Consider the following 20,608-nt stretch of genomic DNA (forward strand, 5'->3'; position numbering starts at 1 on the left):
CACCCGGCCGCCCCGGGACACCGTCCGGCAGGGAATTCGCCGGTGTGACAGGATCATTCGGTTCGTGATGCCGTACCGAGAAGGGCCCTGGTTTGGATCTGCGTTTCGGAGCCGACACACTGCACCGGGTCCGGCGCGCCGTACTGGCGCTCGCGGTCGGCGCCGGAGTCCTCGGTGCACCGGCGCCGGCCGTCGCCGAGGACGGTATCGACCCCTATCTCGACCGCGCCGCCGAATCGGCGGACACCCCGTCGCTGTTCTGGTCCGACTGCCAGGACGGGTTCCAGTGCGCGACCGCCCAGGTGCCGCTGGACTACAACCGGCCGCGGGATGAGCGGATCGAGTTGGCGGTCATCAAACTGCCCGCCACCGATCCGGGCCGGCGCATCGGCACCCTCTTCGTGCACTTCGGCGGCCCCGGGGCCTCCGGGGTCGACCGGCTGCGCGAACGAGGCCGGTGGTCGTGGCTGTTCTCCGAGGAATTACGGGCCCGATTCGACGTGGTCTCGTGGGACACCCGTGCGGTGTCGCGTAGCGCCCCGGTGCACTGTTTTCCGACGGAGGACGAACAGACGGCCTTCCTCGCCGCCATGCCGGCGATGCCGGCCACCCCGGCCGAGGAGCCGCCGTTCTACGACTGGTCCGCCCGGTTCGCCGAGCGCTGCGCGCAGCAGGCGGGGCCGATCCTGAACCATGCGTCGACCGCCGACACCGCCCGCGATCTCGACCTGTTGCGCCGCGCGGTCGGCGACCCGCTGCTCACCTATCACGGCATCTCCTACGGCACCCAGGTCGGTGCCGTGTACGCGAATATGTTCCCCGGCCGGGTCCGGGCCATGGTGTTCGACGGATCGCTGGACTTCGAGGGCAATGTCGACGGCCACGACGGACAGGGCACCAAGGTGCCGCTGGACACCCGGCAGAACGTGGCCGACGCCATCTCCGCCACGTTCGACGCTTTCCTGCGCCAGTGTTCGGAGGCCGGTCCGGGCTGCGCGTTCTCCGCCGGCGATCCGAAACTGAAGTGGATCACACTCATCGAGCGGGCCCGGCTGGCCCCCATCGAGCTGGACGGCCGCGCGTGGACGTATTCGACGATCGTCAACGCGGCCGCCGGCCTGTCACAGCCGTCCACCTTCCCCGACCTCGCCACACTGCTGCAGCGATTGTTCGACGCGGGCACCGCCCTCCCGGGCCTGGTGCGGGCCAGTGCCTCGTACACGGGCAATCGCACCGAGGCCTACCACGCGATCCAGTGCACCGACAGCACCGTGCCCACCGACCTCGGCGTCTACAGTCGCGCCGCGGTCTCGGAGGACCAGCGGGTGCCCTACTTCGGGCGCGTCGCTGTGTTCAGCAGTATCACCTGCGCGTTCTGGCACGGTCACGCCGCCGACCGGTACACCGGGCCGTGGAACCGGCACACCGCGGCACCGATCCTGGTGCTCAACAACAGGTTCGATCCGGCGACACCGCTGGCCGGCGCCTACGACGGCGCCGCACAGCTGGCCCGGGCCCGGGTCGTGGTCACCGAAGGGGTGGGCCACAGCAGCATGTACGTGCCCAGCACCTGCACCGAACTGGTCAAACGGGAGTATCTGTTCACCGGCGGCCTCCCACCCGAGGACACCCACTGCGCGGCCGACGGGTCGCCATTCGACCGGGGCCCTGTCCGGTAATTCATCGCAACCACAGCACGATCGCGGCGATGGTTGTCACCGGCTTGGCGCCCGGTGATCAGTGCGCGCATCGGCAGACCGCGGCCATCGACGGCGAGGTGGATCCGGTGCTCAGCCCGCCTCGTGACCGTCCGAGCGCTACACCGTCGAGGCCGACCCCGGCGCCACTCAGTGATGACCGCCGATGGCGCGACCCCGGTTCGTCTCGGCGGCGGCGTCCCCATCGGCATCGTATGGATCGCTGGGCACCTTACTGCCTGGCGATGACGCGGCACCTGATTCGTGCCGAACAGCCTAGGATCATGTACCAAATGGATGGTTCGGATTTCCTCGGCCTCGACCCGGCCACGGCGCCCACACGGGGCCGGACGGCCTGGCTGGCCCAGCAGATCCGCACCGCGGTCGCGGACGGCACACTCACACCAGGCGCCCGACTGCCCGCAACCCGCGAGCTGGCAAAAGAGCTGTCGGTGTCACGCGGGACCGTGGTCGAAGCGTACCGCCGCCTCACCGAAGAAGGGCTGCTGGTCACCAATGCCGGCGGAGGTACCGCCGTCGCCGGCCTCGTTCCCGCCCCGGCCGTCGTAGCAACGCCGACTCCGGAGCCAGGGCGATCGAGCGAGCTGCTGAACATCTCCGAAGGGGCGCCCGACCTGAGCGCCTTCCCGCGTGCCGCCTGGTTGCGAGCAGAACGCCGAGTGCTCGCCACAGCGACCGCGCGTGATCTCGGGTACGCCGACCCGCAAGGAACACCCCAGCTCCGCGAGGCGTTGGCCAGGTGGTTGGCGCGGAGCCGTGGCATCCGCGCCGCACCGGAACGGATCATTGTCACCGCCGGCGTGACCGGCGCACTGAGCCTGCTCTCCCAGACACTCTGTGATCGTGGGATCACTGGATGTGCTGTCGAAGACCCTGGTGCGGAGGGTAACCGCCGCATCCTGAACTATTGGCTGGATACCCTCCACCCGATCGCTGTGGATGAGGACGGACTCGACGTGGCCGCACTCGCCTGCACGAGCGCGCGGGTCGCCCTGGTCACGCCGGCGCATCAGTTCCCGACTGGAGTGGTCCTTTCGCCGGGACGGCGCCGGGAGTTGATCGCCTGGGCCGAGAACATCGACGGGTTCGTGATCGAGGACGACTACGACTCCGAATACCGCTACGACCGGGCGCCCGTACGGGCCATGCACGCAATGGCGGCCCAGCGGATCGTCCACATCTCCAGCCTGTCCAAGGTGCTGGCCCCCGCCTTACGGATCGGGTGGATGATCGCCCCGGACAGCCTGCACCCTGAGCTGGTCTGCAAACGCTGGGCCACCGACCTCGGCTCACCGGCACTCCCGCAGCTCACCCTGGCAGAACTCATCGACACCGGTGTACTGGAACGTCACCTGCGCAGCATGCGTCTGCGGCACCGGCGGCGCCGCGATGCCGCCGTCGCCGCCGTTCAGCGGTATCTCCACGGTTGCCGAGTCGAAGGCGTCGCGGCGGGTCTGCATCTCCTCGTGCTGCTACCCGACCACGTGGATGATGCCGCCGTCGCGGGACGGGCGCGTGCGGCGGGAATCGCGGTGCAACCTCTGTCCGCTCATCGCTTCACCCGAGGAGGGCCGGGCCTGGTGATCGGATACGGGCCCCACTCTGCGCCTCGACTTGAAGCAGCGATCAAAATCCTCGGTGAACTCACCCCCGGTGGATGAGTAGAGCATCTGTCATCGCCCAGCCAGGGCGAGCATCACAGCCGGCACCACGAAGGTCGCCGCGAAGCCGCGCCCCAGCCACCGCATCACCATCGGACGGCCGACCACATACCGTCGCAGCCATCCCGCGCACACCCCGTAGGCGGCGAAGATCACCACCGTGATCGCCATGAACACCAACCCCAGCATGAGCATACGCAGCACCGCGCCGCCCGCCGCAGGGGTCACGAACATCGGCAGGAACACGAAGAAAAAGATCGTCAGCTTCGGGTTCAGCAAGTTCGCCAGCACCGCGCTGCCGATCACGCGCCACGCCGACCGCGACTCCGACGACATATCGGTGTCGGTCTCAGGGGCAAATACGCCGGTCTGCCGCCACATGCCCCAGGCCATGTACAGCAAATAGGTGACGCCCAGCCACCTGACCGCCTCGAACGCCACCGGACTCGCCGCCAGCAGAGCCGCCGCGCCCGTCAACGCCAGCGCCATGTGCGGAACAATCCCCAGCGTGCATCCCAGCGCAGCGATCAGGCCGGCCCGCGCGCCGCGAGCCATCCCGGCCGCGGCCGTGAACAACGCCCCCGTCCCCGGCGTTGCCGTCACCACAATCGAAGTCACCCAGAACTCAACACTCACCCCCATGAGAGTGCCAACGATATGGACCGGTACTCAGCTCCAATCATGTTCTGAATTAGTAGACCAAATCTGTCATCCGGCCGGTCGGCTCGCACTACCTGCCGCAAACCACCTACCCGTCCGAGACCCACAGAAGTGCTCACCGGGCGCGATCCGGTCGCCGTTCGACCAGCGCTGCGGCGCGCGCGGTACCGGGTGAAGCCCTGCCCGCGGCAACGATCCCACCCCCGCTACAGCAGTCCTATATCCGAGCTCGTAACGCCGACCTGCGATCATCGTATGGAGACACTATCGCGGTGTCCGAACGTATGCCTCGAGACCATTGGTGCGGGTGTCCGAGACCCTCCGGCTCGGAACAACCGTGCTCATGCTGTCCGCACCAGCACGGACGTGATTCGGCGGACGATCGGCAGCACGAGCAGCAGGGTGGGGAAGGCGATGGGCCACGATACGGCCCAGGACCGCAACCACACGCCGACCGCGAGCCCGTCACTCATCAGGGTGCTGACAAGCGAGACGAGGCAGGTCATCAACAGGGACAGCAGCAGCGGCAACACCAGCGATGCGGCGCGGGCGGGCAGCTTCAACCGGTCGAAGTCGAGGGGGGAAGGAAGATTCGCGGAATTCATCGATGCTCCGTAGCGATCGTCGGCAGCGGACATACCAGGTGGCAGGGCCGGTGCGTTGGTTGACGTGAACGCTTACGGCGACTGAATATCGCGGGTCCGAGCATAAGCGGACCGATTTCCGAAACGCAACCCCGCCGGCCCCACTCGGCCCACCGATAGGCATGGCGGCGCTGCCCCAGCCGCCCCAGTGCAGACAACTTTTCTCAGCCGCGAGAAGCGGTTGGGCGGTGGTGGGCCCTATTTCGGTGTCAGGAAGCCGCCGATCTTCTGCTCGAGGAGTTCGGCCAGCCGTAGCGGGGTGCGGTCCTCGAACATCGGACCGATGAGCTGCACTCCCACCGGCAGACCCGCGGGGGACCGGCCCGCGGGTATGGCGGTGGCGGGCAGGCCGGGCATGGTGGCCACACCGGCCCAGACGAGCTGGTCGAAGTACGGGTACTCGACGCCGTCGATGTCGATGTGCCGGTTCTCCAGACCTCCGTGGTGGTCGTGTGGGAAGGCGGGCGTGGGCGTGATGGGGCATACCACGGCGTCGAATTCGGCGAACAGCTGCCGCCAGCCGTGGCGGTGGAGTTCGCGACGGTTGTTCGCCTCGACCCAGTCGCGGTGGCCGAGCACCATGCCGCGCAGCCGCGCCGCATCGAGACTCCGGTCGTCCGCGCTCAGGGCGGCGGCGTGGGTCCGCAGCTGTTCGTATACGTCGATGGGAAGGCTTGCGGCGGCGTTCGACATCATCAGCAGCATGTAGAGCGTCGCCGCTTCGGTCGGATCGGGCAGCAGGGGACTGCGCCGTTCGACCCGGGCGCCTTCGTCCACGAGCGCCTCGGCGACCCGGTTCACGCCCGCCCGCACCGCCGATCCGGTTGGAATGAGTGGATGGTCCTCGATGATCAGGACACGGAAGTCGGCAAGCCGGTCGTGCCGCGCGGGCGGCAGTGCGACATCGTAGGCGACGCCGTGGGTCAGCGGGTCCGGTCCGGCCATCACGTCGAGCAGCAGCGCGAGGTCGCGGGCGGTGCGGGCCATCGGACCGACGACAGCGAGGTCGTGGTCGACCGGCAAGGCCGGCGCGGACGGCGCGACCATGCCGCGGGTCGGCGCCAGCCCGAGTGTCGGCTTGTGCGCGTAGATGCCGCAGAAATGCGCGGGGGTGCGCAGCGAACCGGCCAGGTCGGAGCCGATGGACAGCGCGCCGAAGCCGGACGCCAGGGCCGCCGCCGAACCGCCGGACGACCCACCCGACGTACGGCCGTGATCCCACGGATTGTTGGTGGTGCCGTAGATCTCGTTGAAGCTCTGGATATCTCGCAGCATCAACGGCACATTGGTCTTACCGAGGACCACCGCGCCGGCCGCCTTCAGCCGCGATACCTGTACCGCGTCCTCGGTCGGTACGTAGTTCGCGTGCTGCGGCATGCCCCAGGTCGTGGGCAGCCCGGCCATGTCGTAGGACTCCTTGACCGTCACCGGAATGCCGAGCAGCGGCCGGTCCTCGCCGCGGGCGCGCGCCTGGTCGGCATCGCGTGCGGCGGCCCGCGCGCGGTCGAAGTCCGGTACACAGATCGCGTTGATCGCTGGGTCGTCGCGCTCGATACGGGCGATCGCCTCATCGGTCAGTTCCACCGACGTCACTTCACCGGCATACAAGGCGGCCGCTAGTTCTTCCGCCGACCGAAAATTCCACTCCATGAATTCGACGTTATTGGCCTGCCGGAGAGGGCATAAAATGCCGCTTCGCACAATGGAAAGTCGAACGAATTACCTGCACCGGTGAAGTCACCCGCTCGTTCTGTCATCGAGGACATCCCACCCCAGGTCACAGCGTCGGCAGCGGGCCGAGTCCATGAGCACAGGGCATAAGAATGCGGCGCCGTACAACGGGATAGATGTCTCAATACTCATTCACGTTCCTCAGGAGCAGGCTTCCGATCGGCTTTCCGAGTTGTTGACCGAAACCATTGCCCGGACTCGCTCATGCACCGTTCGCGGTGAACCGCCGGTGCGGCCGGGGCAGTGAGATGGTGTTTTCCTGGGAAAACTGGCACGCTGCCGCCATGCTGCACGTTCCGTACCGGGGGTCGGGCCCCTACTGCTACGCGAATTCGCTGGCCATGATGATGGGCGTTGATGCCCCTGAACCGGCGGTGATCGAGACCGTGACCGGCAGCCCGTTCGGTATGCAACTCGTCGGTGGCGCGCTGCCGTTCTTCGATCCTTACGGCTGGACTCCCGAAACCGGTGTGCAGGATGCCCTGGCCGCGCTCGGCTGGACCGCGCGCACTCTCAGCGACGGCGAGCCCGGGGCTGCGCTCGGCCGACTCGCGTCGCTGCTGGAGGCCGGGCCGGTCATGGTGGGCCCGATCGAAATGGGACATCTGCGTTATCAGCCGGGCATGACCGGCCCCATCGGCGCCGACCACTACCTCGTCGCCGTCGGTATCGAGCGCGATCACCTCACTGTGCACGATCCGCAGGGCTACCCGTACGCACGGCTGCCGCTGCCCGACTTCATGAACGCCTGGCGCGCCCACACCCTGACCTACGGCCGGCCGTACACGACACGCACCGAGTTCACCCGGCTCGCCCGCGTCAGCGCCGATGCCGCTATCACTGCGGTGCTGCCGCGAGCGGTAGCCTGGCTCGCCGCCGAGCCGACTCATCCCATGCCGGCGGGCAGCCTCGCCAACGGTGACGCCGCTCTCGCGCTGGCCGACCTACTCGACGCCGGCGACAACGACGTTCGCGAACACCTCGTCCACTTCGCCATCCGTGTCGGCGCGCGGCGCCTCACCGATGCCGCCACCTGCCTGCACCGGGCAGGATTCACCGACGCGGCAGCCACGATAGACCGCCAGGCCCGGCTCGTCGGCTCCCTTCAGCAATCCGTGGTCACCGGTGACACCCCTACCGCCGTAGACACTTTGCGCGCGCTGGCGCCGACCTACGACAACCTGCGGACCGACCTCCAACACAGCCTCTGAGCTCGCGAACCGGGCTCCGTGTCGCCGCGGTCTGGGCAGCGCTCTGCTCAGCGATGCGTGCCACGCCTCTGGATAGGGTGGTCGGGTGGGTGTTTACCGTGAATATCGGCCGCCGACCGGGTTGGAGGCGGTAGCGGCCTGTGTGTGGGAAAGTGACGCTCTGGTCGGCGGGACGCAGCGTGTGGTTCCGGATGGGTGCGTCGACCTGGTCTGGCTCGGTACCCAGCTCCTTGTGGTCGGCGCCGATACGAAACCGCTGGTGTGGCAGGCGACCGGCGAGTCCGCCGGCGGTATCCGGCTCCGGCCGGGAATGGCCGGTGCCGTCCTGGGCATCCCCGCCGATGAAGTACGCGACCAGCAGATTCCGCTGTCGCTGCTCTGGCCGGGCGTCGCGGACTGGGCCGATGAGCGCGCGACCGCGGACCTATCGACGCGTCTCCGGCTGCTGACCGAGGCCGTGTTGGACAGGAAGGCCGGACCGGACCCGCTCGTCGACGCCGCTGTCTCCCGGTTGAGCATTTGTGGTGCGCGTGTCGCGGCTGTCGCCGATGACCTGGGTGTCAGCGAGCGCCACCTCCACCGCCGAGTCACCGCGGCGGTCGGCTACGGTCCCAAGTTCTTGGCCCGGGTGATCCGGCTGCGCGGACTCCTCGCGCTGGGGGCGGGCTCACTGGCCGACCGCGCGCATGTAGTGGGTTATGCCAGCCAGGCGCATATGGCAGCGGAAGTGCGGCGCCTCACCGGCCTCACGCCTGTCCGTTTCTTGAAAGACGCCACGCTCACCGCCGCCTAGCCTCCGGTGCATGAGTATCGACCTGCAAGCCGCCCGGCATTTCATCGAATCCGGCGCCCGTGTCCTGGAACGCCACCAGCTCACCGTCCTTCTCGACAACGGACCCGTCGAGCCGGTACTGACCGCGCTCGCGGCGTATCAGAACGACGACGGCGGATTCGGCCATGCCCTGGAACCGGACGTGCGGTGCCCCGACAGCCAGCCCGCGGCGGCACTGGCGGCCCTCGACGTGCTCACCCACATCAACGCCACCCATACCCCCATGGTCACCGCGGTCGCCGACTGGATCGCCACCATCGCCCACCCCGACGGTGGTATCCCTACCGTGCTGCCCTCGGCAGACGGTCACCCCCACGCGCCCTGGATGACACCGAGCCCCGAGTCGGGATTCCTCACCTACGCCCTCGCCGCCGGACTGTGGCAACTCGGCGCACGGACTTCGTGGCTCGACACAGCGACGACCTGGTGCTGGAACCAGATCGAGGCAATCGACAAGCCGGTCGGCTACACCGTCGAATTCGCCCTGCAGTTCCTCGACGCGGTCCCCGACCCCGCCCGCGCCGCCGCAGCCATCGAGCTGCTACGTCCGGCGATCCGCGCCGACGGCACGGTGCCCGTCGAAGGAGGAATCGAGAACGAACACATCAAACCCCTCGATCTTTCCCCTCGGCCCATCGCGCCGAGCCGGGCCCTGTTCGACGACACAACGATCGCCGCCGAACTCGATCGACTCGAACACGAACAACTCGCCGACGGCGGCTGGGACTTCCACTTCCTGCACTACTCCCCCGGCCAGACCGTGGAATGGCGCGGCCTGACCACACTGGCCGCGCTCCGAACCCTGCACGAACACCGACGGATCTGACCCGCACCACTGTTTTCCGGGCGGAGCGGAGAACAGTGTGCCGTACCGTTGTGCCGGGGCGGGCTATGTGAAGGAGTTTTCTGAGATGGCCGGACGCCCGTTGTCCGTCGCGGAATGCGACAGCCTGTGGCAGGCCTGGACTCCCGCCGAAGCCGCTGAACGGCTCGCGGGCACCGCGCCATGCTGGTATGTCGCAGCCGGGTGGGCGCTGGACCTGTTTGTCGGTGGTCTCGGACGTGCGCACTCCGATCTCGAAATCGGCGTCTCGAGTGAGCGGTTCGGCGAAATTCTGAACGCGTTCCCGGGCTTCGAATGGGACGTCGTCGGCGACGGATGTGTTTGGCCGTTTCCCGAGGAAGCGGACAGTCAGCATCAGACATGGCTACGCGAACCGACGACCGGACTGTATCGCCTGGACGTGTTCCGCGAGCCGTACCTGGGCGATCGATGGGTGTGCCGCCGCGACGCCTCGATCACCTTGCCCTACGACGAGCTGATCCTCCGTACCGCCGAGGGCATCCCCTATGTGATCCCTGAGGTCGTTCTCCTGTTCAAAGCGAAAGCCCGGCGAGCCAAAGACGAGAGCGACTTCCTGCGTGCGCTCCCCGCGATGGACCGGTCCCGGCGATCTCGACTGTTCGGGTGGCTATCGCGAGTTCACCCCGGCCATCCATGGCTGGCTACGCTTTCGGCCCACGGGAGTTGACAAATGCTCGCCGCCTGGCAGCACTCGGTCGGTGCAGGGCAGCGGTCCGCCTGCCATAGCGACGAGGCCCAGGATCGAGAGAGTCTGTGCCACTGGGGCGAGACGCGGGGCCTGCGGCCTGATCGGCCGGTTGTGGAGTTCAAAGGAGCCTCCGGCGGACTCGACCCATGTGTGAAGCATGACGGCTCACTCTTTGTTCGTTCGTCTGCCGGTTTCTTGCGCCGGTCATTGTCAACCACTTGTGCCCTTTATGAACGCCGGGTGTGTGCGGTGTCGCGCTCCGGGTGATCGAGCCGAGGCGGGTGCGGTGGTTACCGGCAGCAGTTGGGGTCGAGGACGACGCAGAGTGCGGCCAGGGCGTCGCGGTGGACGCGGTGGATAACGCTCATGCCCTGGCGTTCGGAGTTCACCAGCCCGGCTTTGCGGAGCTGACCGAGGTGGTGGCTGACCGTCGATTCGGATAACCCGACCGCGTCGGCGAGTTCGCCGCCGTTGCACCCGGTTTCCGAGCTGGCCAGCAACAGCGACATGAGTTTGACCCGGACCGGGTCGGCGAGAGCTTTCAGCCGCAGTGCGACATGCAGGGCGGCCTCGTCGTCGACAGGGCCGGCGGCCACGGGCGGGCAGCAGACCGGTGCGGTCATGTCGATCACAGGCAGCGCTTTGGGCATGAAATCCATCCTACCGGTGATATTGACTTATGTCGAAAAGGTGGCAGACTGGCGGCTGCCAGTAATTCGATATATGTCACACAGGTGGTGGTCATGATGTCACGTGTTCAGCTCGCACTCAACGTCGACGATCTGGAACAGGCCGTCGAGTTCTACTCGACCCTGTTCGGCACCGAGCCGGCGAAACGCAAGCCCGGCTATGCGAACTTCGCGGTCGCCGAGCCGCCGCTGAAGCTGGTGCTCATCGAGAACCCCGGTCACGGGGGCAGCGTGAACCATCTGGGGGTGGAGGTGGAGTCCTCGGAGAAGGTGCACGCCGAGATCGCGCGCTTGTCGGATGCGGGTCTGTTCACCGAAGAGCAGATCGCGACGACGTGTTGTTTCGCCACGCAGGACAAGGTGTGGGTGACCGGCCCGAGCAAAGAGCGGTGGGAGGTTTACACCGTGCTGGCCGATACCGAGCATTTCGGTACCGAACCGCGGTTCGCCGGGAAGGACGATGAGGAGGCGGTGCAGGCGTGCTGCGGCACCGGCGGCCCCGGCGAAGCCGCACCCGAGACGGAGGCCGAGTCGAAGGTGGCGTGCTGCGGACCGGCCGCCGCCCACTGAACGCCCGGGTCTCGGCGTGACCGATGTGGAGACCGCGCCCGCGGCAGCGGTGGAGGGGTTGCCGCGGGCGGGGCGCCGCCGGGTGCTGGCGGTGCTGTGCCTGACCCAGATCTCGAGTTGGGGGATCTTGTATTACGCGTTTCCGGTGTTGTCGGTGTCGATCACCGCCGAGACGGGGTGGTCGGCGCCGGTGATCACCGCGGCGTTCTCGCTCGGTCAGCTCGCGACCGCGCTCACCGGGATCCCGGTCGGCGCGCTCATCGACCGGACGGGCCCGCGGCGGGTGATGACCGCCGGATCGGTTCTCGGTGTCATCGCGCTGGTGGCGATCGCGGCCGCGCCGAACCTGCTCGTGTTCTATCTGGGCTGGCTGCTAGCGGGGGCGGCGATGGGGGCGGTGCTGTATCCGCCGGCGTTCGCGGCGCTGACCCGCTGGTGGGGGCCGCAGCGTGTGACCGCGCTGATGATCCTGACTCTGGCCGGTGGCCTGGCGTCCACGGTGTTCGCGCCGCTGACGGCCGCACTGGATGCGCACATCGAGTGGCGCGCCACCTATCTCGTCCTTGCTGCGGTCCTGGCGGTGGTGACGGTGCCGGTGCACTGGTTCGGATTGCGGGCGGTATGGCCGGACCCACCGGCCCCGACAGTGGCTGCGCATGCCGACCACCGCGGGATCGCGCGCAGCCCACGCTTCGCCGCGCTGGTCGTCACCATGTGTTTGGCCGCGTTCGCGAGCTTCGCCGGCATCTTCAACCTCGTCGCCCTGCTCCGGGAGCAGGGCTTCGGCCCGGGTTTGGCCGCGACCGCGCTCGGGCTCGGCGGCGCCGGGCAGGTTTTGGGCCGGATCGGGTATCTGCCGCTGGCCCGCTACACCGGTGTCACCGCCCGCACCGTGCTGGTCTTGGCCGCACTCGCCGCCTCCACCGCGCTGCTCGGGGTGGTGTCGGCGGTGATCGTGTTGATCGCGGTCGCGATCGGCGCCGGGCTGGTGCGCGGGATATTCACACTGATCCAGGCCACCGCGATCACCGACCGGTGGGGCGCCACCCATTACGGGCGCCTCAACGGGTTGTTGTCGGCGCCGGTGGTGATCGTGTCCGCGCTGGCTCCGTGGGCGGGCACGGTGCTCTCGGCCTGGACCGGCAGCTACGCCCACGCCTACCTCGTTCTCGGTGCGGTCGCCGCTGTCGCCGCGGTGCTCGCGCCCCTCACCGGTATCACCATTTCGAAGAAAGAGATCTTGTGACAGACGAATACGCATATGACGCGGTGGTCATCGGCGGCGGCCAATCCGGGCTGGCCGCCGCCCACTACCTCACCGGCCAGGGCTCGAGCACCGCGGTCCTGGAAGCCGCACCGGAAGCGACCGGTTCGTGGCCGCGCTATTACGACAGCCTGACCCTGTTCTCCCCGGCCCGCTACAGCAGTCTGCCCGGACGCCGGTTCCCCGGCGATCCGGACCGGTATCCGCACCGCGACGAGGTGATCGACTATCTGCGCTGCTACGCCGCGGGCCTGGACGCAGACATCCACGCCAGCACCCCGGTCGAGGCGGTGAGCGTCAGCGACGGTGCGGGTTTCGCGGTGACCACCGGATCCGGGGCGGTGTTCACCGCGCCGCGGGTGATCGCGGCAACCGGGTCGTTCGGTTCACCGTCCTTGCCTGCCATTGCCGGCCGGGAGGAGTTCGGGGGCAGGATCCTGCACGCCGGCGAGTACCGCAACCCAGCCGAGTTCGCGGGCCGGCGGGTGGTCGTGGTGGGAGCCGGGAACTCCGCGGTGCAGATCGCGGCCGAGCTGGCCGAACATGCCGAGGTGGTGTTGGCCAGCCGGGCGCCGGTGAAGTTCGTGCCGCAGCGCCCGCTGGGCCGCGACATGCACTTCTGGTTCACCATCACCGGATTCGACGCCGCCCCGCTGGGGCGGATCGTGAAGGAAGCACCGACGCAGCCGGTCTTCGACACCGGCCGCTACCGTGCCGCGCTGGACGCCGGGCGACCGGAGCGCCGGGAGATGTTCACCGCATTCGAACCTGAGGGTGTGGTGTGGCCGGACGGCACCCGCACGCCGGTGGATGCGGTTGTCTTCGCGACCGGGTACAACCCGCACCTGCCCTACCTGGTGGGGTCGGGGGCGCTGACCGATACCGGGATCCCGCGGCAGCGCCAGGGTGTGTCGACCACGCATCCCGGGCTGGGATTCCTCGGGTTGGAATGGCAACGGACCCCGTCGTCGAATTCGCTGCGCGGGGCCGGTCGGGACGCGGCCTACCTGGTACGCCGTCTGCAGCCCGCGGCACTGCGCCGCGGCGAGCACGCACGATGACCGCACCATCAGGATCGCTGGTGCGGGGCGGGGAGGTGATGTCGGCTGATGGCACCCCGACTGCGGTACCGAGCATCTCCGCGCGATACCGGGCAGCCGGATGTTCACCGGTCACCAGCGTCTCCTCGACCGTACGAACCGGGAGGTTCAGGCGTGAGCGGGCAGCAGCTCGGCGATGAGCGCTTCGACCCGCGCTCGGATTTCGTCGCGGATCGGGCGGACCGCTTCCACGCCTTTCCCGGCGGGGTCTTCCAGGTCCCAGTCGCGGTAGCTGATGCCGGGGAACACCGGGCAGGTGTCACCGCAGCCCATGGTGATCACCACATCCGAGGACTGCACCGCGTCGGAGGTGAGGATTTTCGGGGCCTGGGCGGTGATATCGATCCCGACCTCGGCCATGGCCTCGATCGCCGCGGGGTTGAGGTGTTCGGCGGGGGCGCTACCGGCGGAGCGGACCTCGATCGCCCCGTCGGCGAGGTGGGTGAGGAATCCGGCGGCCATCTGGGAGCGACCGGCATTGTGGACGCAGACGAACAACACACTCGGTGTGGTCACGGAAACAGCCTCTTTCACGCGATGGGGACGTCGAGCTCGGCGAGCAGGGCACGCACACGGGCGGCGATATCGTCACGGACCAGCCGCATCCGCTCCATACCCTCGATCCCGCGCTGCGAGGGTTCGGCGGTCTCCCACCGCCGCACCTGAACCCCGGCAGGGGCGTCGAGGTCGGCTTCGCGGCCGAGGACGATCACCAGGTCCACAATGTGCAGCAGCAGCGGATCCACCGCTTTCGGGTGCTCACCGCCGATATCGACCCCGGCCTCGGCGAGAGCGGCCACCGACAACGCGTTGAGCTTCGTGCCCGGGTCCGTGCCCGCTGACAGCGCGAGGACCTTCTCGCCGGCGGCCTGGCGCATCAATCCGGCCGCCATCTGCGACTTTCCGCTGTTGCGCACGCACACGAACAGCACCGTCGGGGCCGTGGTCACCGCGACCCCACCTCGGTCATCACCGCAGGAGTGCGGAACCGGTTACGCAGGGCCACCGACACATACACCAGCGCCACCAGGACCGGGACCTCGATAAGCGGGCCGACCACACCAGCCAAGGCTTGGCCGGAAGTCGCACCGTAGGTGGCGATCGCCACCGCGATGGCGAGCTCGAAGTTGTTGCCCGCCGCGGTGAACGCCAGCGTGGTCGTGCGCTCGTAACCCAGCCCCATCACCGCGCCCAGCAAGTAGCCCCCGCCCCACATGATCGCGAAATACGCCAGCAGCGGGACCGCGATCCGCACCACGTCGAGAGGCTGAGCGGTGATCCGCTCGCCTTGCAGGGCGAACAACACGACGATGGTGAACAGCAACCCGTAGAGGGCCCACGGCCCGATCCTCGGGATCAGCGTGGATTCGTACCAATCGCGGCCCTTGGCGCGTTCCCCGAACCGGCGGGTGAGATATCCCGCGAGCAGCGGGATCCCGAGGAAGATGAGCACCGATTTCGCGATCTGCCACGGTGAGGCCTCGATCGTGGTCTGCTCCAGACCCAGCCATCCGGGCAGCACCGAGAGGTAGAACCAGCCCAGGACCGCGAACATGACGACCTGGAAGATCGAGTTCAACGCCACCAGCACCGCAGCGGCTTCGCGATCGCCGCAGGCCAGGTCGTTCCAGATGATCACCATCGCGATGCAGCGCGCCAACCCGACGATGATCAGCCCGGTCCGATATTCGGGCAGGTCCGGCAGCAGCAGCCAGGCCAGGGCGAACATCAGCGCCGGGCCGAGCATCCAGTTCAGCACCAGCGACCCGATCAGGAGTCGGCGGTCACCGGTGACGGTGTCGAGGCGGTCGTAGCGGACCTTGGCCAGCACCGGATACATCATGATCAGCAACCCGAGCGCGATCGGCAGCGAGATGCCGTCGATCTCCACCGCGGCGAGCGCGTCGCCGAGGCCGGGGATCAGCCGGCCGAGCAGGAGCCCGGCGGCCATGGCGACACCGATCCACACCGGCAGGAACCGGTCCAGCGTCGACAGCTTGCCCACCACACTCTGCTCGGCGGCGGTGTCGGTGGCGCTCACGCAGTCACCGCCGCGGTCTCGCCGCTTTCCAGCAGCAGCGCGTCGGAGACCCGCTGCAATGCCTGCGGGACGACGCGGTAGTACACCCAGGAGGCGCGGCGTTCGCTGGTCAGCAGCCCGGCGGAGCGCAGTACCTTCAGGTGATGGGAGATGGTCGGCTGGGTGAGGTCGATGCCCTCGGACAGATCGCACACGCAGGCTTCCTGGCCGGCCCGCGACGCGATCGAGCTCAACAGTCGCAGCCGCACCGGGTCCGACAGCGCCTTGAACACCGTCGCCAACTCCACCGCGGCATCCACCGACAGCGGCTCCCGCACGCGCGGGGCGGGGTGGCAGGCCTCGACCGGTATCACCGGCAACTGCGACTTAGACATGAATCGATATTGACAAACATCTATACCATGACGCAAACAAACATCCGGTGAACACCCCACGCGCACGACCACGGCATCACGCGCCACCAGCGATATGCCTGATCGGCGGCGCGGTTACCAGGTACGCACCCCACCCGGCCCGACCGGAACAGTATCGGGTGAAACCCGCGTCCGATCAACGCCAGGACCGCGACCGCGAACGCGGCGTCGGTGGCCATCGGGATCCCCCACCCCCGGGCGGCGTCCCCGTGACCGAATGTGAACGCGACGAAAACCACGGCCGGAACGACAGCGCCGGTGACCGCGGCGACCATCGGCACCAGCGCCTGACGGATATCGCGGAACGCGCCGTGCACGAACTCCTGTTTCAGCTCCTGGGGAGTCTTCCCGCTCCAGCGATCCGCCTGCGGCCCCGTGCGAACATCTACCCGCGCTCCGGCCTGTAAGAGTGCTTGGACGCACTCGGGAGAACCGCAGTCTGCCGCCGCGCACAGCGGCGGCCAGTCGGCCGGCAGATCCGGGTGCATGCCATGGTCGAGTAGGAGCCGCACTGCCTTGGCATGGCCCTTGTGCGCGGCTTTCTCGAGGGCCCTCGGATCCACTTCGATACCCTGGGCCAGCAGGTAAGTGAGAATTTCGGTTCTGCCCCATTCCGCGGCCCAACCGAAAGAGACCCTCCCGGCGTAGTGACACTCGCCAGGTCGACACCCGTGTCGTGGGCACGTCGCACCTCGCCGGTGTCGGCGTGTATGACAGCCATGACGAGATCCAACTCTGCTGCACCGGCCACTGCATCAGCATCCCCTGGCCCGGCCTTCGCGGCCACCTCACACATTCGGATAGCCGAACGACTGGTAGGCGCCGGCCGGCGCGATATGCGGTGGCCCGTGGGGCGTGCTGTGAGCAGAATGCGGTTATGCCAACGAACTCGGTGCTGTCAAGAGCCCACGCTCTATGGGAAGGACTGGCTGCGGCACCGGTTTCGTTCTCCTCGACCGACCCCGTGGATGTGGCGATCTCGCCGCGAGCGATGATCTGCCCGCAGGGCTGGGCCGGCTTCGTCGTGCTGCAGGGGCGGGCAATCGTGACCGTGCCCAGTGCGTCCGCGGCAGCGGCGGTTCGCAGCGCCGTCGCAGAGTTGTCCGTCGAGGACCTCGTGGATCCCGGAATGCTCGGCCGTGTCCTGCCCCTGGCAGAAGTGCTGGGTCCGGCCACGCTGGCCTACCTCGACGAGCACGATTTCCGACAGGCGCCAACGGGTTCGGTGTCGGTCGATCGGCTTTCTGCCGAGCATCCCGATCTACGCCGGCTCGAAGTTCTGGCGGGTGAGTACGAATCGGAGGAAAGCGGGCTCCGCGAGATAACCTCCCCGGCCTTCGCCATCCGGATCCATGACGAAGTGGTCGCTGCCGCCGGATATCGCATGTGGCCGAGCCGGACTGCTCATTTGAGTGTGCTGACCGCTCCCGAGAACCGGGGGCGGGGATTGGCGCGCCTGACGGGTTCTGCGGCAGTGGCGCACGCACTGGAGGCTGGGCTGCTTCCCCAGTGGCGGGCCCGTGCTCCGCAGTCCAAACGTGTCGCGCTCGCTCTGGGATTTCGCGAACTCGGTGCCCAACTCAGCGCCAGACCGAGTTGACCGCTCCGCCGAATCGGCGTTCCGACACTCGGTGCAGTCCACCGGTGCTGTCCAAGAAATGATGGCGGCCTCAAAGGTCAGTGCATCACCGCTGTCCAGGTGTTCAGCGTTGACCTCGGCAGGGCTGCGGTATCCGTGGATCCTGCGGGGCCGGTGGTTGAGTTCGAGTTTCCTCTTTCTCGGTCCCTTCGGCGGCTCGGGCCGGCCGCGGGAACGGCCTGGTCTTTCGGCACGGCCGATACCAGAAACCACCGCAGGGCCGGAGTCCGGTCGGGGCCGGTCGCGGCGTGGTGCCGGCCGGGCCTCTACCGAATCAATCCGTTGCGGGGCCGGCCTCGGCCTCGATGCTCGCGCGGAGTCCGAGGATTTCGGCTTTCTGGGCCCTGAGGCGGGCGATTCCAGCGTCCAATCGGCTTACCCGCTCGTCGAGTTGTGTCAACGCGGTGTGCCGGTCGGCATCGGAGGCGCCGGCGGGATCGATGCATGCGACCTGCAGTATCGCAGATGCCTCGGACAGCGACAGGCCGGATGCCAGCAAGCAGCGTATGTGGTCCACGATCTGGATATCGTCGGCGCGGTAGTTGCGGTACCCGTTGGAGTCGCGTTCGGGCGAGAGAATCCCGGCTCCCTCATAGTGCCGGAGCATTCGCGGGGTCGCCCCGGTGGCATGGCTCAAATCGCGTATCCGCATCCAGCTGCCTCTCCTTGACATTGACGTTAGCGTCATACTTTAGTTTGGCCGGCATGACGAACGAAAGCAGTCGACCGAAGGTGATGCTCGTAGTTGCGCATCCGGACCACGACTCGGCTACCTGGGCCATTGCCCGGGCCATCGAGCAGGGCATCGAGTCCGATGGAAATACCACCGCCATAATCAATGACTTGGTGGCATCCGGTTTCGATCCGGTTTATCGAAAGGCGGATCTGGCGCACCACCGAGGGCTTTCGGAACTTCCCGCCGACGTCAGGCATGAGCAGGAACTGCTCGAATCGGCCGATGTGACCGTCGTCCTCTTTCCGGTCTACTGGTGGTCCATGCCAGCACTGGTCAAAGGCTGGTTCGACCGAGTGTTCGGGGCCTACGACGATGTTTCGCACGGTAGCCCCAGCGTGGTGAAGCAACTACATCTCGTCGCAAGTGCCGGTCTCGGTGAAGGTACGTTCGCACGGCACGGATACAAGACGGCGTTGACGACCCAGACGATGCACGGCATAGCCGACTACTCGCAGATCAGCGACTCATCCATCGAGTTTCTCTACGACACCGAATCCAAGGACTCGGCAGTCCACGAGCAACTGATCGCTCAGGGATACAAAATCGGCGTCGCGATGGCGCAGCGTGCGCACCTTGCGTACGACCCGGTCGCGGTCCCGTGAACGGGCGCCACGACCCAGACGCACGCCTACTCGCCTCGACCACGCCCGCGGCCTCCCGGAATCGCCGGCCGCCTCACAACACAGACTGCCGGCGGCCGTGACGTTCACCGGCGCTTCCTGGGCCGCCATATCGGTGATGGGAACGTGATTGGTTGCGGCCGTGCGAGGTTGGCAGAATGTGCGTGGTGACGGCAGGGGATGCGCAACGCGCGAGCGAGGGTGTCGACGGCTCACGGCGGCCGGACCCGGGTGAACACGAGGCGGGGGCGACAGCTACGACTTCCGAGGGGCGGCCGACCGCGGAAGCCGCGGCTTCGCCGGTGTCAGCGGATGGGGACCGGTCACCGGAATCGGCGTCGCGCACGGCCGGCCCTCAGGAGACGGCCGCGCCATCCGGTACGAAGTGGGTGAAGGCGGCCACGGTAGCGAGTGCTGCCGGCACGGTGATGGCCGCGTTCGCTGCGATGGGAGCGCTCTATTTCTCCAACAGCACGTTGAGCGCATCCAATGACCAACTCGGTCTGGCGCGCCAGACTGCACAATCCGAGCTACTCAAGTCAGCCGCCGAGCAGTTGGACTCGGACAAGGAAAGCGTCCGCCTCAGCGGGGTCTACCTGCTCGAACGCCTTGCTCAGGACTCAGCGGCCGATCAACCCACCGTCCGGCGGTTGCTCGAAGCATTCGTCCGCACCGAGACGACGACCAGGCGCTGCGAGATTCCCAGACAAGAAACGCCGGTGGACACCCAGGCCGCCTTGGACGTCATCGCGAAGTACGCTACCCTGCCGGACCCAACACCGCGGGTGAAACTTCAGGGAGCCTGCCTCGCCCAGGCCCACCTGTACAACGTGCAGCTCACCGGCGCGAACCTGGCCGGAGCGAACCTCACCGGCGCTGTGCTCAACGTCTCGCAGCTCCACGAGGCGAACCTCGAAGGCGCCTTGCTCCAGTTCTCGCATTCGGTCGCCACGATCTTCTCGGAAGCGAACCTCGCCGGCGCGAACCTTGCCGGCGCGAAACTTGCCGGCGCCAACCTGACCGGCGCTGATCTCGACAATGCGAACCTTCAAGGCGCCGACCTCTCCGGCGCAAACCTGGCCGGCGCGGACCTCTCGAACGCGAACCTCACAGGCGCGACCCTCTGGAACGCGAACCTGACCGGTGCGGATCTCCGCAGTGCGAACCTGACCGACGCCGCACTTCTCAGCGCAAACCTGGCCGGCGCGGACCTCATCGGCGCGCAGCTCCACAGCGCGCACCTCAACGATGCGCATCTCGATAATGCAATCCTCGCCGGCGCGAACCTGACCGGCGCCGATCTCACTGGCGCGGATCTTGATGGCACCAACCTCACTGACGTGGTCTACGACTTTCAGACCCGATGGCCTGATGGCTTCACCCCACCCTGATGTCCGGAACGTACTTGCACAGCGTGGTTCGCGAGACCCCAGCAGCCGAGCAATCGAGGACACCGACTCATCCGGCCGGGTCAGCAGTGCACACGCCTGCCGAACCTGTTCCTCGCTCGTGGCCGGTGGCCGGCC

General features: G+C 67.6%; 22 protein-coding genes and 1 pseudogene. 12 read left to right on the top strand and 11 right to left on the bottom strand.

Translation table 11 applies throughout. The features are described from left to right. The first annotated feature begins 92 nt into the window (after window positions 1-92). Both NF4_RS05440 and pdxR read left to right on the top strand, forming a co-directional pair. Window positions 93-1,679, top strand: a complete 1,587-nt coding sequence (locus NF4_RS05440; RefSeq protein WP_063126197.1) for an alpha/beta fold hydrolase — start codon at window positions 93-95, stop codon at window positions 1,677-1,679. Window positions 1,680-1,990: 311 nt separating this feature from the next. Continuing rightward, complete coding sequence (gene pdxR / locus NF4_RS05445) at window positions 1,991-3,379, top strand: MocR-like pyridoxine biosynthesis transcription factor PdxR (RefSeq protein ID WP_063126198.1); 1,389 nt, start codon at window positions 1,991-1,993, stop codon at window positions 3,377-3,379. Window positions 3,380-3,391: 12 nt separating this feature from the next. Here pdxR and NF4_RS05450 read toward each other — a convergent pair whose 3' ends face one another. The 3 genes from NF4_RS05450 to NF4_RS05460 form a co-directional block, all read right to left on the bottom strand. Continuing rightward, the gene (locus NF4_RS05450) at window positions 3,392-4,021 is read right to left on the bottom strand and encodes a LysE family translocator (RefSeq protein ID WP_439956735.1); all 630 of its coding nucleotides are present in this window, start codon (window positions 4,019-4,021) and stop codon (window positions 3,392-3,394) included. Between the two features lie 359 nt (window positions 4,022-4,380). Further along, window positions 4,381-4,644, bottom strand: coding sequence for a DUF2798 domain-containing protein (locus NF4_RS05455; RefSeq protein ID WP_063126368.1), 264 nt, complete (start codon window positions 4,642-4,644; stop codon window positions 4,381-4,383). 237 nt (window positions 4,645-4,881) lie between these two features. Next, window positions 4,882-6,333 carry an amidase gene (locus tag NF4_RS05460; protein WP_063126199.1) on the bottom strand — a complete coding sequence of 484 codons (1,452 nt, stop codon included), beginning with the start codon at window positions 6,331-6,333 and terminating at the stop codon, window positions 4,882-4,884. 365 nt (window positions 6,334-6,698) lie between these two features. On the opposite strand from NF4_RS05460, the gene NF4_RS05465 reads away from it, so the two are divergent. The 4 genes from NF4_RS05465 (at window position 6,699) to NF4_RS05480 (ending at window position 9,989) form a co-directional block, all read left to right on the top strand. After that, window positions 6,699-7,625 carry a YobF C-terminal domain-containing protein gene (locus NF4_RS05465; RefSeq protein ID WP_063126369.1) on the top strand — a complete coding sequence of 309 codons (927 nt, stop codon included), beginning with the start codon at window positions 6,699-6,701 and terminating at the stop codon, window positions 7,623-7,625. Window positions 7,626-7,710: 85 nt separating this feature from the next. Continuing rightward, window positions 7,711-8,418: a DUF6597 domain-containing transcriptional factor gene (locus tag NF4_RS05470; protein WP_063126200.1), complete on the top strand. Its 708-nt coding sequence runs from the start codon at window positions 7,711-7,713 to the stop codon at window positions 8,416-8,418. A 10-nt stretch (window positions 8,419-8,428) separates the two neighbouring features. Continuing rightward, window positions 8,429-9,283 carry a hypothetical protein gene (locus NF4_RS05475; RefSeq protein ID WP_063126201.1) on the top strand — a complete coding sequence of 285 codons (855 nt, stop codon included), beginning with the start codon at window positions 8,429-8,431 and terminating at the stop codon, window positions 9,281-9,283. A gap of 85 nt (window positions 9,284-9,368) precedes the next feature. Next, window positions 9,369-9,989 carry a hypothetical protein gene (locus NF4_RS05480; protein ID WP_063126202.1) on the top strand — a complete coding sequence of 207 codons (621 nt, stop codon included), beginning with the start codon at window positions 9,369-9,371 and terminating at the stop codon, window positions 9,987-9,989. Between the two features lie 311 nt (window positions 9,990-10,300). On the opposite strand, the gene NF4_RS05485 is transcribed toward NF4_RS05480, so the two are convergent. After that, a complete protein-coding gene (locus NF4_RS05485; protein WP_063126203.1) occupies window positions 10,301-10,660 on the bottom strand; it encodes an Rv2640c family ArsR-like transcriptional regulator in 360 nt (119 codons plus the stop codon). Between the two features lie 96 nt (window positions 10,661-10,756). On the opposite strand from NF4_RS05485, the gene NF4_RS05490 reads away from it, so the two are divergent. The 3 genes from NF4_RS05490 to NF4_RS05500 are packed head-to-tail and all read left to right on the top strand — an operon-like array spanning window position 10,757 to window position 13,594. Continuing rightward, window positions 10,757-11,269 (top strand): ArsI/CadI family heavy metal resistance metalloenzyme, encoded by a 513-nt coding sequence (locus NF4_RS05490; protein WP_084532890.1) that lies wholly within the window; start codon window positions 10,757-10,759, stop codon window positions 11,267-11,269. A 16-nt stretch (window positions 11,270-11,285) separates the two neighbouring features. After that, window positions 11,286-12,515: an MFS transporter gene (locus NF4_RS05495; protein WP_439956736.1), complete on the top strand. Its 1,230-nt coding sequence runs from the start codon at window positions 11,286-11,288 to the stop codon at window positions 12,513-12,515. Next, complete coding sequence (locus NF4_RS05500) at window positions 12,512-13,594, top strand: flavin-containing monooxygenase (RefSeq protein WP_063126204.1); 1,083 nt, start codon at window positions 12,512-12,514, stop codon at window positions 13,592-13,594. The genes NF4_RS05495 and NF4_RS05500 overlap by 4 nt, the downstream gene beginning before the upstream one ends. Before the next feature lie 147 nt (window positions 13,595-13,741). Here NF4_RS05500 and NF4_RS05505 read toward each other — a convergent pair whose 3' ends face one another. The 6 genes and pseudogenes from NF4_RS05505 to NF4_RS39745 form a co-directional block, all read right to left on the bottom strand. After that, the gene (locus NF4_RS05505) at window positions 13,742-14,149 is read right to left on the bottom strand and encodes an arsenate reductase ArsC (RefSeq protein WP_084532872.1); all 408 of its coding nucleotides are present in this window, start codon (window positions 14,147-14,149) and stop codon (window positions 13,742-13,744) included. Window positions 14,150-14,163: 14 nt separating this feature from the next. Next, the gene (locus tag NF4_RS05510) at window positions 14,164-14,583 is read right to left on the bottom strand and encodes an arsenate-mycothiol transferase ArsC (protein ID WP_063126205.1); all 420 of its coding nucleotides are present in this window, start codon (window positions 14,581-14,583) and stop codon (window positions 14,164-14,166) included. Beyond that, window positions 14,580-15,674: an ACR3 family arsenite efflux transporter gene (gene arsB, locus NF4_RS05515; RefSeq protein ID WP_063126206.1), complete on the bottom strand. Its 1,095-nt coding sequence runs from the start codon at window positions 15,672-15,674 to the stop codon at window positions 14,580-14,582. Before arsB ends, NF4_RS05510 begins: the two co-directional genes overlap by 4 nt. Continuing rightward, the gene (locus NF4_RS05520; RefSeq protein WP_063126207.1) at window positions 15,671-16,048 is read right to left on the bottom strand and encodes an ArsR/SmtB family transcription factor; all 378 of its coding nucleotides are present in this window, start codon (window positions 16,046-16,048) and stop codon (window positions 15,671-15,673) included. Before NF4_RS05520 ends, arsB begins: the two co-directional genes overlap by 4 nt. A 20-nt stretch (window positions 16,049-16,068) precedes the next feature. Beyond that, window positions 16,069-16,419, bottom strand: coding sequence for a Na+/H+ antiporter NhaA (locus tag NF4_RS39950; RefSeq protein WP_369690915.1), 351 nt, complete (start codon window positions 16,417-16,419; stop codon window positions 16,069-16,071). Window positions 16,420-16,473: 54 nt separating this feature from the next. Continuing rightward, window positions 16,474-16,698 (bottom strand): annotated as a pseudogene (locus NF4_RS39745) (ankyrin repeat domain-containing protein); the annotation flags it as partial. Window positions 16,699-16,964: 266 nt separating this feature from the next. Between NF4_RS39745 and NF4_RS05530 the strand changes: the two are divergent. Further along, window positions 16,965-17,687 carry a GNAT family N-acetyltransferase gene (locus NF4_RS05530; RefSeq protein WP_063126209.1) on the top strand — a complete coding sequence of 241 codons (723 nt, stop codon included), beginning with the start codon at window positions 16,965-16,967 and terminating at the stop codon, window positions 17,685-17,687. A gap of 313 nt (window positions 17,688-18,000) precedes the next feature. Here NF4_RS05530 and NF4_RS05535 read toward each other — a convergent pair whose 3' ends face one another. After that, a complete protein-coding gene (locus NF4_RS05535; RefSeq protein ID WP_063814507.1) occupies window positions 18,001-18,378 on the bottom strand; it encodes a MerR family transcriptional regulator in 378 nt (125 codons plus the stop codon). 53 nt (window positions 18,379-18,431) lie between these two features. On the opposite strand from NF4_RS05535, the gene NF4_RS05540 reads away from it, so the two are divergent. Next, window positions 18,432-19,064 carry an NAD(P)H-dependent oxidoreductase gene (locus NF4_RS05540; protein WP_084532874.1) on the top strand — a complete coding sequence of 211 codons (633 nt, stop codon included), beginning with the start codon at window positions 18,432-18,434 and terminating at the stop codon, window positions 19,062-19,064. A gap of 185 nt (window positions 19,065-19,249) precedes the next feature. Beyond that, window positions 19,250-20,473, top strand: coding sequence for a pentapeptide repeat-containing protein (locus NF4_RS05545; RefSeq protein ID WP_157120004.1), 1,224 nt, complete (start codon window positions 19,250-19,252; stop codon window positions 20,471-20,473). Window positions 20,474-20,608 lie beyond the last annotated feature (135 nt).

The sequence above is a fragment of the Nocardia fusca NBRC 14340 genome (genome assembly GCF_001618425.1).
Taxonomy (GTDB): Bacteria; Actinomycetota; Actinomycetes; order Mycobacteriales; family Mycobacteriaceae; genus Nocardia; species Nocardia fusca.